General features: G+C 66.1%; 14 protein-coding genes. 9 read left to right on the top strand and 5 right to left on the bottom strand.

Translation table 11 applies throughout. The features are described from left to right. Positions 1 to 2: 2 nt before the first annotated feature. The 9 genes from HNP55_RS05785 (at position 3) to HNP55_RS05825 (ending at position 7,115) form a co-directional block, all read left to right on the top strand. Complete coding sequence (locus tag HNP55_RS05785) at positions 3 to 1,307, top strand: PoNe immunity protein domain-containing protein (RefSeq protein ID WP_184297127.1); 1,305 nt, start codon at positions 3 to 5, stop codon at positions 1,305 to 1,307. Between the two features lie 61 nt (positions 1,308 to 1,368). After that, positions 1,369 to 1,956 (top strand): DUF1444 domain-containing protein, encoded by a 588-nt coding sequence (locus tag HNP55_RS05790; protein ID WP_184297129.1) that lies wholly within the window; start codon positions 1,369 to 1,371, stop codon positions 1,954 to 1,956. Further along, positions 1,953 to 2,156, top strand: a complete 204-nt coding sequence (locus tag HNP55_RS05795; protein WP_184297131.1) for a hypothetical protein — start codon at positions 1,953 to 1,955, stop codon at positions 2,154 to 2,156. The genes HNP55_RS05790 and HNP55_RS05795 overlap by 4 nt, the downstream gene beginning before the upstream one ends. Then, a complete protein-coding gene (locus HNP55_RS05800) occupies positions 2,153 to 2,749 on the top strand; it encodes a hypothetical protein (protein WP_184297133.1) in 597 nt (198 codons plus the stop codon). Before HNP55_RS05795 ends, HNP55_RS05800 begins: the two co-directional genes overlap by 4 nt. A 153-nt stretch (positions 2,750 to 2,902) precedes the next feature. Then, on the top strand, positions 2,903 to 3,109 hold the full coding sequence (locus HNP55_RS05805; protein ID WP_184297135.1) for a hypothetical protein: 207 nt from the start codon (positions 2,903 to 2,905) through the stop codon (positions 3,107 to 3,109). A 7-nt stretch (positions 3,110 to 3,116) separates the two neighbouring features. After that, positions 3,117 to 4,088 (top strand): hypothetical protein, encoded by a 972-nt coding sequence (locus HNP55_RS05810; protein ID WP_184297137.1) that lies wholly within the window; start codon positions 3,117 to 3,119, stop codon positions 4,086 to 4,088. Positions 4,089 to 4,201: 113 nt separating this feature from the next. After that, entirely contained in the window at positions 4,202 to 4,501 is a 300-nt protein-coding gene (locus HNP55_RS05815; protein ID WP_184297848.1) for a GAD-like domain-containing protein, read from the top strand. A 435-nt stretch (positions 4,502 to 4,936) separates the two neighbouring features. Further along, positions 4,937 to 5,608: a response regulator transcription factor gene (locus HNP55_RS05820; RefSeq protein ID WP_184297139.1), complete on the top strand. Its 672-nt coding sequence runs from the start codon at positions 4,937 to 4,939 to the stop codon at positions 5,606 to 5,608. Between the two features lies 1 nt (position 5,609). Next, positions 5,610 to 7,115 carry a sensor histidine kinase gene (locus HNP55_RS05825; RefSeq protein WP_184297141.1) on the top strand — a complete coding sequence of 502 codons (1,506 nt, stop codon included), beginning with the start codon at positions 5,610 to 5,612 and terminating at the stop codon, positions 7,113 to 7,115. Here the strand turns inward: HNP55_RS05825 and rodA are convergent, their stop codons facing one another. Genes rodA through HNP55_RS05850 form a run of 5 tightly spaced genes read right to left on the bottom strand, consistent with a single transcriptional unit; the run spans position 7,116 to position 12,890 of the window. Continuing rightward, the gene (rodA, locus tag HNP55_RS05830) at positions 7,116 to 8,267 is read right to left on the bottom strand and encodes a rod shape-determining protein RodA (protein ID WP_184297143.1); all 1,152 of its coding nucleotides are present in this window, start codon (positions 8,265 to 8,267) and stop codon (positions 7,116 to 7,118) included. It lies immediately after the preceding gene. Beyond that, positions 8,264 to 10,279 (bottom strand): penicillin-binding protein 2, encoded by a 2,016-nt coding sequence (gene mrdA / locus HNP55_RS05835; protein ID WP_184297145.1) that lies wholly within the window; start codon positions 10,277 to 10,279, stop codon positions 8,264 to 8,266. Before mrdA ends, rodA begins: the two co-directional genes overlap by 4 nt. Positions 10,280 to 10,289: 10 nt before the next feature. Continuing rightward, on the bottom strand, positions 10,290 to 10,811 hold the full coding sequence (gene mreD, locus HNP55_RS05840) for a rod shape-determining protein MreD (RefSeq protein WP_184297147.1): 522 nt from the start codon (positions 10,809 to 10,811) through the stop codon (positions 10,290 to 10,292). Beyond that, the gene (gene mreC / locus HNP55_RS05845; RefSeq protein WP_184297149.1) at positions 10,808 to 11,788 is read right to left on the bottom strand and encodes a rod shape-determining protein MreC; all 981 of its coding nucleotides are present in this window, start codon (positions 11,786 to 11,788) and stop codon (positions 10,808 to 10,810) included. The genes mreD and mreC overlap by 4 nt, the downstream gene beginning before the upstream one ends. A gap of 58 nt (positions 11,789 to 11,846) precedes the next feature. Next, positions 11,847 to 12,890, bottom strand: coding sequence for a rod shape-determining protein (locus tag HNP55_RS05850; RefSeq protein ID WP_058722426.1), 1,044 nt, complete (start codon positions 12,888 to 12,890; stop codon positions 11,847 to 11,849). Positions 12,891 to 13,009: the final 119 nt, after the last annotated feature.

Genomic DNA, 13,009 nt, shown 5'->3' on the forward strand with positions numbered 1-13,009 from the left:
CCATGGAACCCATAGAGATTTGCTTCGACCGCCAACTGCGAGACCCCGACGGCGATGCGGGGCGTTATGAAGCGGTGTATGGCAGCCTGCTTGCCCGGCTCAACGAGCCAGATCTGCCCTCCGGTGGGCCGTTCATTGCCGAGGAGATTGTCGATCGGGCGGCCTGCCTGTACGCGACAGGCCTGTCCCTGGGGGCGCTGGCGCACCGGTTGTCCGACGATCAGCCTTTCCTGCGCGAACATGTCTCGGAGTTCTCGCTTAGGTTGAACGACCGCAAGGCCCTGCGGTACCTGTCCCTTGGGTTGCTGCTGCTGCCCAACGCTGACGACGTGGCGTCGCTGACGGCGCTCGTCAGCGACCAGGTCGATGGACGTCTGTATGGGCCGGACCTATTGCTCAAGGCCTTCCATCCCGGTTGGCGTCTCGCGAAGAAGTACGGACGCACGCCTGCGTGGACCTCGCCCGTGTGGACCGAGTCGCTGCTGCCCGTGTTGTCGGCACCACGTGCTGCGATGGGCGCGGCGCTTGAGCGGCACATGGCGCGCTGGTGTCGCCTGATGAAGCCGTATGGCTGGAAGCCCGTGCGCGACTTCAGCCCCGAGGCGGCAGAAAAGCGCGGCGTACTCGAAAGCCTGTTCGTCGACTTCGCCTTTGAGGCCGCGCTGGCTGTTTGCGCCTACGACATCGACGACAGCAGCTTCCGCGACCACCCCTACTACCCACGCGACCTGGTGGCGCATTACCGGGCGCATATCCGCCACACGCGGGATGCCTGGCGCGGCGAGGGCGTGGGTGCGGGTGTGCCCGTCCAGGCACCGCCACTGCCGCAGCGCGCCGATCTGGCCAAGAGCAAGCGCAAGGGGCTGGCACGCTGGCTGGAGCTGGTGGCCGATGGCGATGTGGATGCGCTGGAAGCCGTGCTGGACGCCCATGGCAAGGCGCGCAAGGTGGCCGATGTCAGCGCCCTGGCCTGCTTGCTGGGCGAGCAGGGCATGGGCGTACATGCAGACCTGCGGGATGACGAGACGCTGCTGGGCCAACTCGACCAGCTGGCCCAGCAGCGCGGGCTGGGTGAGTTCAACACCCCCGACAGCCTGGCGGAGGTGAGCGGCGGCTTTGATCTGTGCGAAGCCCTGCTGGCCGAGGCAGAGCCCTGGTTCCTGGCGCGCGGCCACCGGCTGCTGGTGCTGGGCAACGACGACGATGCCTGGGCGGCGGTGCTTGTGCGCTCGGCCTATGCCGAGGAACTGCGAAGCCTGGGTCAGACGCTGGGCATTCCGATGAGCACCGGTGCCTTCACTGCCTGATGCGGCTTGGCTACCCCATCCCTGACGGATCATTCACCCTTGCACAAAGTTCTTCTTCAACATGACTGACGATCTCTACCGCCCCCAAGGACTGACCCTGAGGGTCAAACACCGCCGCTTCATCGATGCGCTGCGGCTGCACGGCGTGCCCGATGAGCAGCTGCCGGTGACGGCCCCCTTGTGCGGCGAGTTGCTGCTGAGTTATGCCTTCGAGCAGCCCGAGCAGTTCGTGATGGCCACGCCGCCGCTGCTGGCGCGGGCCGGCGTGGCTCTTGCCGACTGCCAGGCCCTGGCCTTGGCCAACTTCAAGGGCCGCTTCTCGGCGCAGCTGCTGCGCACGGGCGTTCACGAGGGCCTGGTCGCGGTGCGCACCGGCGGCGAGCTGGAGGCCGTGCTGCTGGCCTTCGACGGCTTCTGGCAACACCATGTGAGCAGCGAGATCGGCCGGCAGACCTGCGTGTGTGCGCCTCGCCGTGACGTGCTGCTGATCGCCAATCTGAGCGTGCCAGGTGCTTTGCAAGCGCTACAGGCCGAGGCCGCGCGAGTGTTCCATGCCAGCATCGACGAGCATGCGCTGTCGCTGCAGCTGATGCAGTGGACACCGGCGGGATGGCAGCTTGCGCAGACCGCAGCCGTGGATGCGGCATGAGTCTGAGCTATGTGCTGGGCAATCTGCTGGGCCGGGCGCTGGTGAGTTACCTGCTCGTGTGGCTGGTGTGCTGGCTCAGCTGCCGCTGCAAGATGGGCGAGGCGTTCCGGCGCAGCCTTCGTTGGTATAGCTGGCTGGCCGTGGCGGCGCTGAGCTTGCTGGGCATGGGCGCCGCTGTCTCGGGCGGAGGCCTGCGATGAAGGCTGCGGTGGCCGTGGGCGGGCTGCGGCGGCGCGCGTTTTGCGCGGCTGCGCTGGCCGGAAGTTCTCTGCCCGGTCTGGCGCAAGCGCCTGCCGCGCCCGCACGCCGCTTGCGCGAGATGCAGATCTTCGAGGTCGGCGAGCTGGGTCTGGTCATTTGGCTGGAAAACCAGCCGCCCTGGGAGGCCCGGCTCATTCAGCACAGGGGAAGGCCGCAGTTCGTGGCCGAGAGCCCGATGCATTACCACCCGCCGCTGGTGATGACCTTCTCAGGCTGGCGCGAGCAAAGCGTTTCGGAAGGCCAGATGCTGGCCGTCGCCAGCAAGGCCATTCGGCGTGCCAGCGAGAATTTTGGCGTATCGCCGGGGCGCGTGCGCTCCATTGCTGTACAGCCCGCCAGCTATGGTGTGCTGAGCGGGGCCGAGGGACGCTTCACCGGCCGCGCCGATGGCGTGCCGGTGGATGTGGCCGTGTTTGTGGGTCAGGCGTCGGGACGCTTCCCGGTGGCGCTCAGCCTCTACACGATCGCTGGAAAGATTCAACACGCCAGCGAAATATTGCGGCGCAGCTGGGGACGATTGAGCTATCTGTGAAGGGGTGGTGCGTGATTGCGGGGCACTTCAAGCGCCGATCTCCCACCCTGTTGAAAGCGCCCTATCTGGCCGAGTGAAGCTTCATGTTTTGCGTTCAAAGATATTTGTATGCGCTTGAATAACAAGTTAAAAGAGCGTCATAAATCGACATTGATGTCGACACGGATCGGCCTGCTACTTCTGCTCCTGCTCCTTGTATTGAGCAGCGGCGCGGCGCGCGCAGACATCCTGGTGGACCCCAGCCCCAGCTGCGACCCCAGCAAGCAGAGCTGCGTGCCGGGCAGCGGCGGTGGCGGGGGCGGCATTCCGCCACCCAACAAGACCGGCACGCCGATTTTGGAATTGTTCGACTGGATTTAGAAACGTCATGACCTCTATAGCTTTTCAGCGATCTGGCCTGGCCAGTAAATTCCCTTCCATCCGCAAATTTCTCGCGAACTATGTCCTGGGTCTACAGAACTGGGAAACCGAGGATTTGGGTTCCCTCAAAAGATACGCGACTGAAGGCGGTTTTCCTTACCCTTCCCCTGACGGAGAGGGCGTGTGGATTTATACGCTGGCCAACGCCAATGGCGACCTTGCTCGTGTTAGTAACGCTCAGCGCTGGATCGCTATTCAGTCCTGCCTGAAGGGTGATCCAAACTATGCGGCAACGTGGGTGCGGGCGGCCGCTTACGAGTTTTGGGGAGCACGTGCGGATCACCGCTTCGACGAGTTCATGCTGCAAGACTTTCGTAACGGAGGCCGACCCCAGTACTTGGGGATGCTTCGGTTGCGTTCGGCAGTGTCCGGCCTCGCTCGGGTGTTCTTGCTGGGTTGGCAACAAGAAACCTTGTCCCTGATGCGTTGGGTCCTCTCTGCACTCCCCCACGGCGCCTACTTCGACGCCGACGAAACCTCGCACCCGCGCGCCCAATTCTTTGTGCTTCGGCTGCTGGCCTCGCATTTCGGGCTGACGATGCCGCTGGATCCGCTATTTGCCCATGAGGAGCCGATCTACGAGTTTCTTATCGAGCACTGGCGTACGCCCGATCCGTCGCATTTGGTCCAAGCGCTGCTGGCTGCGCTCGACCGTCATACCCACCAAAGCGTTCGCGCAAAGCGCAGTGGCCCCGAATTCGATTTCCCTTTTGACGAGGATTGGTACTTCCCTTACGAAGTGCTGGTCGTGCTCAAGCTGCGCGAGCTGGCTGGATTGGCCAATCCCTCGGCCGAGGCACTGGCTCACCCTCTCACCGCCACGCCCTTGGGCCGTCTTTCCGCGCCCACGCCTGTGTACACCGATGCCACGCTGGACGGTGTGGTGAAGCGCATGCGGGAGGAGTTTCTCGATCTCTGAGAATTCGGCAAATGAAGCGAGATGAAGACTATGCGTTCCTGGTTAAGAAGCTTGGCGAACTTACCTTGCGGCAGGAGGTGCCGCGAGCCTTGATCGACAAGTAGCGGGGCGAGCTGCCCGACCTGCTGCTGGGCTACTGGGAGAGCGAAGGCTTCAACCAGTTCTGCCATAGCTTGTACACCTCCATCAACCCCGACGATTGGCAGGGCGTGGTGGATATTGGATCCACGCTGGTCTCTGAGCTGATTGCAGCTTATGCCACCTTCAGTGAGGAAGAGCGCACAGCTCTGGGAATGCGCGCCAACTCGCTGGCAGAAATGACTGAAGCCGACACGCGCGGACGTAATCTTCGGGACTGGTTCAACAGACGGATCAACGCGGTGTCGCGCTATGCCGATGCGGGCCAGGCCTAGGACCAACTACCTGAGGCGCAACGCCAGCTGTTCGCCCGACAAACCGGCCTGGGTGAGCAACAGTACGAGGACATGGTCCGACTGAAAACGTCGCCCCCCACAAACTCGCGAGGGGACAGTCTCCTCGGCGACGCTCGCGCGGCCATGGTCACCGAAGCCATCATGAATGCGCCGGGCATGGGCGATCTGCTGATGGCCAGGGCCCTGCGCAAGCCAGCCAGGAGCCCCGCAATCTGCGCTGGACCGGGCATGTCTGCGAGCAGCCCTGAATCCGGCAGCAAGCACGATGAGCAGACAGGCCGAGCCAGCGGCTCAACAGCCTCCGTTTGCACATCATCGGCGGCGTACAGGGGAAGTTGTGTCGCTGTTCCGCCTGGCGGTTGCTGCCAAACCTAGAATGCGCAGACAAAGATTCCAATTTCGCTGGAGACCGAAATGCGCATCCTGATTGCCGAAGACGACCAGGTATTGGCCGATGCCTTGCTACGTTCCCTGCGGGCTTCGGGTTATGCCGTGGACCAGGTGGGCAGTGGCACCGAGGCCGACGCGGCCCTGGCTTCGCATGAGTTTGACCTGGTGATCCTGGACCTGGGCCTGCCGCGCCTGCATGGGCTGGAGGTCTTGCGCAAGCTGCGGGCGCGCGGCTCGTCGATGCCTGTGCTGATTCTGACTGCGGCCGACAGCGTCGAGCAGCGTGTCAAGGGCCTGGACCTGGGCGCCGACGATTACATGGCCAAGCCCTTTTCGCTGCAGGAGCTGGAAGCGCGCGTGCGGGCGCTAACCCGGCGCGGCCTGGGCACGGCCTCCAGCGTCATCAAGCATGGGCCGCTGTCCTTCGACGCCACCGGCCGTGTGGCCTATATCAACGAGCAGATGGTGGAGCTGTCGGCGCGCGAGCTGAGCCTGCTGGAGGTGCTCTTGCAGCGCGCCGGCCGCCTGGTCAGCAAGGACCAGCTGGTAGAGCGCCTGTGTGAGTGGGGCGAAGAAGTCAGCAATAACGCCATCGAGGTGTACATCCACCGCCTGCGCAAGAAGATAGAGCAAGGCCCCATCCGCATCGCCACGGTGCGCGGTCTGGGCTATTGCCTCGAAAAAATCCCCGGTTGATATGGCCGCTGAATCCGGCCAGCGCTCGCTGTTCGGCGAGATCCTTGATTGGATGCTGGCGCCGCTGCTCTTGATCTGGCCCATCAGCGTGGCCCTGACTTGGCTGGTGGCGCAGGGCATTGCCGGCAAGCCCTATGACCGCGAGCTGGGCGAGATGGCCCGCACCCTTGGCTTGCAGGTGGCCTCGCCCGCGGCCGCGGCCGCCGCCGGGCGCAAGGGGCGCTCGCAGTACGCGCTGGCGCCCGAGGCCGCGGCGCTCTTGCGGGCGGACGAGACCGACACCGTGTACTACCAGGTGCTGGGCCTGCGCGGCGAGTTGCTCAACGGCGACGCCAAGCTGCCGATGCCGCCGGATGAAGACCCCATCGTGCCCTGGGAGCTGCACTTCCGCGACGATGAGGTGGGCCATGAGCGGGTGCGGGTGGCTTACCTCTGGGTCTCGCCCGAGGGCATGGCGGGCAGCAGCAAAACCATGCTGGTGCAGGTGGCCGAGACCCTGGGCAAGCGCGGCCGCCTGACCAACGAAATCATCAAGGGCGTGATCCTGCCGCAGTTCGTCATCCTGCCGCTGGCCGTGTTGCTGGTCTGGCTGGCGCTGGCGCGCGGCATCGCGCCGCTGAACGAGTTGCAGCGCCGCATCCGCTCGCGTGAGAGTTCGGACCTGAGCCCCATCGACGAGCACCGCATCCCCGAGGAGGTGGCGCCGCTGGTGCGCGCCATCAATGATTTGCTGGCGCGGCTGGATCAGTCCATCAGCAGCCAGAAGCATTTTCTGGCCGATGCCGCCCACCAGCTGAAAACGCCGTTAGCGGGCCTGCGCACGCAAGCCGAGTTCGCCCAGCGCGAGATCGACGAGGGCCGCAGCGAGCCCGCTGAGCTGAAGCGTTCGCTGCAGCAGATTGCGCTGTCCAGCCAGCGTGCCGCGCATATGGTCAACCAGCTGCTGGCCATGGCGCGGGCCGAGGACCAGGAGCATGCGGCCCGCCGCAGCGAGGTCAATCTGGCCGAACTGGCGATCGAGACGGTGCGCGACTTTGTGCCGCGCGCCTTCGACAAACGCATAGACCTGGGTTACGAGGGCCCGGAGCAGGAGCAGAGCGGCCTGAGCATTCTTGGCCACCCCTTGCTGATCCGCGAGCTGATCCGCAATCTGGTCGACAACGCCCTGCTTTACACCCCGGCCGGCGGCACGGTGACGGTGCGAGTGGTGGAGGATCCCTTCGGCCAGGTCAGCGTGCTGCAGGTGGAGGACTCCGGCCCCGGCGTGGCCGAGGCCGAGCGCGAGCAGGTCTTCCAGCCTTTTTACCGCGCCCTGGGCACCAATGTGGACGGTTCCGGCCTGGGCCTGGCCATCGTGCGCGAGATCGCCCAGCAGCATGAGGCCGAGCTGACGCTGGACGAGACCCGGCCGCGCCGGCCCGGCCAGGCCGAGCCCGACGGCCAGGGCCCGGGGGCGCGCTTCACGGTGCGCTTCTCGGCACACCCCTTGCCGAACGCCGAGGCCTGATCAGTAGCGCGGCCGGCGTGTCTTGGCGATGGACATCAGCAGGCCCAGGCCCAGGCCCAGGGTCACCATGGCCGTGCCGCCATAGCTGATGAAGGGCAGGGGCACGCCCACCACGGGCAGGATGCCGCTGACCATGCCCATATTGACGAACACGTAGACGAAGAAGGACAGCGTTACGGCCCCCGCCATCAGGCGCGAGAACAGGGTGGGCGCTTCGGAGGCAATCATCAGCCCGCGCAGGATCAGGGCGGTGAAGCCGGCCAGCAGGGCCAGGGCGCCGAGCAGGCCGAACTCCTCGCCGAAGGCGGCGAAGATGAAGTCGGTGGTGCGCTCGGGGATGAACTCCAGATGGGTTTGCGTGCCCTTCATAAAGCCCTTGCCGTGGATGCCGCCGGAGCCGATGGCGATCTCGCCCTGGATGATGTGGAAGCCCTTGCCCAGCGGGTCTTTATTGGGGTCCAGCAGGGTGCAGACGCGGTTCTTCTGGTACTCGCGCAGCACCAGCCATTCGACCTCGGGCTGGCAGATTTTTTCCTCGCTCAACACCAGGGTGGTGATGCCGATGGCGCCGACCATAAAGGCCGGGATGATCAGCTTCCAGCTCATGCCGGCAAAGAAGATCACGAAGAAGCCGGCCGAGAACACCAGGATGGAGGTGCCCAGATCGGGCTGCTTGGCCACCAGCAACACCGGCACGGCCAGCAGCACGAAGGCGGCGATGAAGTCGGGCAGGCGCAGCAAGCCCTCGCGTTTCTGGAACCACCAGGCCAGCATCAGCGGCGTGGCGATCTTGAGGATCTCGGAGGGCTGGATCTGGGTGATGCCGATATTGAGCCAGCGCGTCGCGCCTTTTTTGGTGATGCCGAACAAGGCGGTGGCGATCAGCAGCAGCACGCCCACGGTGTAGAGCGGGATGGCCAGCTGCATGATGCGCTGCGGCGGGATTTGCGCCACGAAGAAGATCAGCGCCACCGAGATCAGCATATTGCGCGAGTGGTCGACAAAGCGCGTGCCATGGTCATAACCGGCCGAATACATGCAGATCAGGCCCAGGCCCATCATCCAGGCAATGGCCAGCAGCAGGGGCAGGTCGAAGCCGCTGAACCAGGGCTTGAGGCGCTGGCTGAGGCTGGGCTTGTCGAATACCGTCATGGCGATGAAGCTCCGCGAGAAGGGGCCGATGCCGATGCTGAGGCCGATGCGGCCGAGGCCGGCGCACCAGGCAGCGCCACCTCGGCCAAGCTGCGGGGCTTGCCTAGCGGAGCGGTGGACTTGCCGATCTGGGTCAGGGCGATGTCTTCCTCGTTGGGATATTGGCCGGCCAGCACATAGTCGAACACCCGCCTTGCGATGGGGGCGGCCGAGGTGGAGCCCCAGCCCGCGTTCTCGACGATCAAGGCCAGCGCGATGGTGGGTTGGTGGACGGGCGCGAAGGCGACGTAGAGCGAGTGGTCGCGTTTGCGCTCGTCGGCCTTGACGTCGCGGTAGCGCTCACCGGCCCGCAGGCCCACGGCCTGGGCCGTGCCGGTCTTGCCGCCGCTGGTGTAGGGGGCGCCGGCAAACACCAGGCGCGAAGTGCCTTCCAGCGTCACCCCGTGCATGGCGTTGAGGATGACCTCCACATCGGCCGGCTTGAGCGGCAGGGGCTGCAGGGCGTCGCTGGCGACGCGGCGCTGCTCGTGCTTGACCACGTCCTCGATCTCGCGCACCAGGCGTGGCCTGAAGCGTGTGCCGCCGTTGGCGATGGTGGCGTAGGCCGAGGCCAGCTGCAGCATGGTGAAGTTGTTGTAGCCCTGGCCTATGCCCAGTGAGATGGTCTCGCCGGCAAACCATTTCTGGTTGGCCGGGCTTCTGGCGAAGTAGCGGCGCTTCCATTCCTGCGAGGGCAGCACGCCGCTGACCTCGCCCTGCAGATCGATCTCGGTGCGCCGGCCCAGGCCGAAGGGCTCCAGCTCGTCGTGGATCAGATCCACGCCCATCTCATTGGCCAGGCTGTAGAAGTAGACGTTGGAGGAGCTGACGATGGCCGCCCGCATGTCCTTGGGACCGGGTCTGTCGGTCTCGGGGCTGCCGAAGGTGCGGCCGCCGAAGCTGTAGGTCAGGTTGTCCTGGATCACCACGCTGGGCGAGCGCTTGCCGCTGGTCAGCGCGGCCATGGCCATCAGCGGCTTGAAGGTGGAGCCCGGCGGATAGGTGCCGCGCAGGGCGCGGTTGAGCAGAGGCTTGTCGGGGTTTTCGTTCAAGTCGCGCCAGCTCTCCACATCGATGCCGTCGACGAAGAGATTGGGGTCGAACGTGGGCTTGGAGACGAAGGCCAGCACCTCGCCGTTGCGCGGGTCGATGGCGACCAGGGCGCCGCGTCGGTCCTTGTACAGCTCCTCCACCAGGGCTTGCAGGCGGATGTCGATGGACAGCTGCAAGGTATTGCCCGGCGTGGGCGGCTTGTAGGCCAGGCGGCGCACGGCGCGGCCGGCGGCGCTGGTCTCCATCTGCTCGAAGCCGGTGATGCCGTGCAGCTCGCGCTCATAGCTCTGCTCCAGGCCCAGCTTGCCGATGTATTCGGTGCCGCGGTAATTGGCGATGTCTTCTTCTTCCCAATCGTCCATGGCCTTTTTCTCGGCCTGGTTGATGCGGCCGATATAGCCGATCAGATGGGCGCCTACCTCGCCCAGCGGGTAGCTGCGGAACAGCCGTGCCTTGATCTCCACGCCGGGGAAGCGGAAGCGCTGGGCGGTGAAGCGGGCCACCTCGGCGTCGCTGAGCTTGGTGCGGATGGGCAGGGACTCGAAGCTCTTGCTCTCGTCCATCAGGCGCTTGAAGCGGCGGCGGTCGCGCGCCTGCACCTCCACCACCTGGGCCAGGGCGTCGATGGTGGCCTCCAGATCGAGCACCTTGGAGGGCGTGATCTCCAGCGTGTAGGCCGAGTAATTGCTGGCCAGCACCACGCCGTTGCGGTCCTTGATCAGGCCGCGGTTGGGCACGATGGGCACGATGGTGACGCGGTTGCTCTCGGCCCGGTCCAGCAGGCTGTCGTGCTGGATCACCTGCAGAAACACCAGGCGCGCCACCAGCAGGCCGAAGCAGAACAGCACAAAGCCCGCCGCCACCACCAGGCGCAGGCGGAAGCGCGACAGCTCCTGCTCGAGATTCTTCAGAACGGTCATGGGGCGCTGTTCAGAGCGGGCGGTTGGCGTCGCGGTCCGGGGCGCGGCGCTGCGGGGCCAGCAAGAGCACGGTGGCCAGCGGCCATAGCATGGCCTCGAACAGCGGCGCCAGCATCAGCGTCCAGCCCGGCCACATGCCGCCCACCAGCATGCGCACGGCCAGCGAGACGGCATGGGCGATGGCGAACAAGGGCAGCACCTGCAAGGCCTGGGTGAGCAGGCCGAAGCTGGGCAGGCGGCGGTGCAGGCTGACGGCGCCGAAGCTCAGGATGCTGTAGGCCAGGGCATGCTGGCCCAGCAGGGAGCCGTGGTGCACATCGATCAGCAGGCCGAAGGCGAAGGCCCAGCCCACGCCGACCCGGCGCGGCTGGTGCACGCCCCAGAACACCAGCACCACCGAGAGCAGGTCCGGCATCAGGGCCGTGCGGCCCAGCGGCACCAGATCGGCCGCCAGGGCCAGCAAGAGCGTGAAGGCGATGAAGACCGGATTGGCCGGCAGCAGCAGCTGGCCGGAGCCGCGCGGCATGATCATGGCTTGGCTCCCGGGGTGGAGGCCGCCTTGGCCGCGGCCTTGGCGCTCTTCAGCGTGGCCTTGGTCTGGGCCTGGGCGGCGGCTGCGGAGGCGGCAGCGGCGGCCGCCTCGGCCTGAGCGGCCTCGTGCTGGGCCAGGGGCTGCAGCACCAGCACATGGCGCACGCTGTCGGCCTGGGCCATGGGCTGCAGGTCCACACGGGCAAAACTGCTGTCGCCGCGGCGCTCCACCAGCGCGACCTTGGCCACCGGCAGACCGGGCGGGTAGATGCCGTCCAGGCCCGAGGTGGCGAGCAGATCGCCCTCCTTCACATCGGCGTTGGCGGCCAGGAAGCGCAGCTCCATGCCGCTGCCGTCGGCGCTGCCGAAGGCGGCATTGCGCTGCTGGGTGCGGGTGTTGAGCACGGGGATGGCGGCGTCCTTGTCGTTCAGCAAGGTGACCTCGGCGGACAGGGTGTAGAGCCGGGTGACCTGGCCCAGCACGCCGGCGTCGTTGATCACCGGTGCGCCCAGCTGCACGCCATGGCTGGCGCCGCGGTCGATGACGACACGGCGGGAATAGGGGTCCGGCGCCTCGTACAGCACCTCGGCCGCCTGGGAGGCGACCTGCAGGGCCGGACGCAGGCCCAGCAGGGCGCGCAGGCGCTGGTTCTCGTCCTGCAACTGGCTGGCGCGGCTGAGCTTCTCGGCCTGCTGCACCAGTTGCTGGCGGGCCAGGCTCTCGGCCTTCATGGCGCGCTGGCTGCCGCGCAGATAGTCGCCGAAATTGTCCCAGGCATCGACCGGCGTCAGCAGCAGGCGCTGCACCGGATGCAGCAGCAGGGCCAGGCCGGCGCGGGCCGGCTCCACCACCTTGAAGCGGGCGTCGGCCACCATCAGAAACACGGCGGAGGCCGCGCACAGCAGCAGCTTGGTCAGGGCCGAGGGGCCTTGCCGGAAGATCGGCGGCGTCGTGCGGTCAGGAGGGCCTAGGGACATGGCGAAAAAGATTCAGCGTTGCCAGCCGTAGCGAGCCGAAGACGCAGTAGGCCCGAACTTACTCGTAGGTGAAGATGCTGCCCAGGCGTTCCATACGCTCCAGCGCCATGCCGCAGCCGCGCACCACGCAGGTCAGCGGGTCTTCGGCCACCAGCACCGGCAGGCCGGTTTCCTCGGCCAGCAGGCGGTCCAGATCGCGCAGCAGGGCGCCGCCGCCGGTCAGCATCATGCCGCGTTCGGCGATGTCTGCACCCAGCTCGGGCGGGGTCTGTTCCAGCGCGTTCTTGACGGCGCTGACGATCTGGTTCAGCGGGTCGGTCAGGGCTTCCAGGATCTCGTTGGACGAGATGGTGAAGCTGCGCGGCACGCCCTCGGCCAGATTGCGGCCCTTGACCTCGATCTCCTTGACCTCGGAGCCGGGGAAGGCCGAGCCGATATTCTTCTTGATCGCCTCGGCCGTGGGCTCGCCGATCAGCATGCCGTAGTTGCGGCGGATGTAGTTGATGATGGCTTCGTCGAACTTGTCGCCGCCGACGCGCACCGAGCCCTTGTAAACCATGCCGCCCAGCGAGATCACGCCGACCTCGGTCGTGCCGCCGCCGATGTCCACCACCATCGAGCCGGAGGCTTCAGACACCGGCAGGCCCGCGCCGATGGCGGCCGCCATCGGTTCCTCGATCAGATAGACCTCGGAGGCACCCGCTCCAAGCGCCGATTCGCGGATGGCGCGGCGCTCGACCTGGGTCGAGCCGCAGGGCACGCAGATGATGATGCGCGGGCTGGGGCGCAGCATCTTGGAGTCGTGCACCATCTTGATGAACTGCTTGAGCATCTGCTCGGTGACGGTGAAGTCGGCGATCACGCCGTCCTTCATCGGGCGGATGGCCTCGATATTGCCGGGCACCTTGCCCAGCATGGCCTTGGCCTCGTGGCCGACGGCCTGGATGGTCTTCTTGCCATTCGGGCCGCCTTCGTGGCGGATGGAGACGACCGAGGGCTCGTCGAGCACGATGCCTTTGCCGCGGACGTAGATCAGCGTGTTGGCGGTGCCGAGGTCGATGGCAAGGTCGGTGGAGAAGTAGCGGCGCAGGGAGGCGAACATCATGTTTGTGGCGGGCGTGGGCTCGGGGCATCTGGGCCTTGGGCGGCAGATCGCTTCAAGCACCGCGCAGGGCTAGCGGCAGTGTTGGGTTCTTGGGGGTGCTGCCGGCTGATTCAAGG

The sequence above is a fragment of the Roseateles oligotrophus genome (assembly GCF_014204525.1).
GTDB lineage: Bacteria > Pseudomonadota > Gammaproteobacteria > Burkholderiales > Burkholderiaceae_C > Paucibacter_A > Paucibacter_A oligotrophus_A.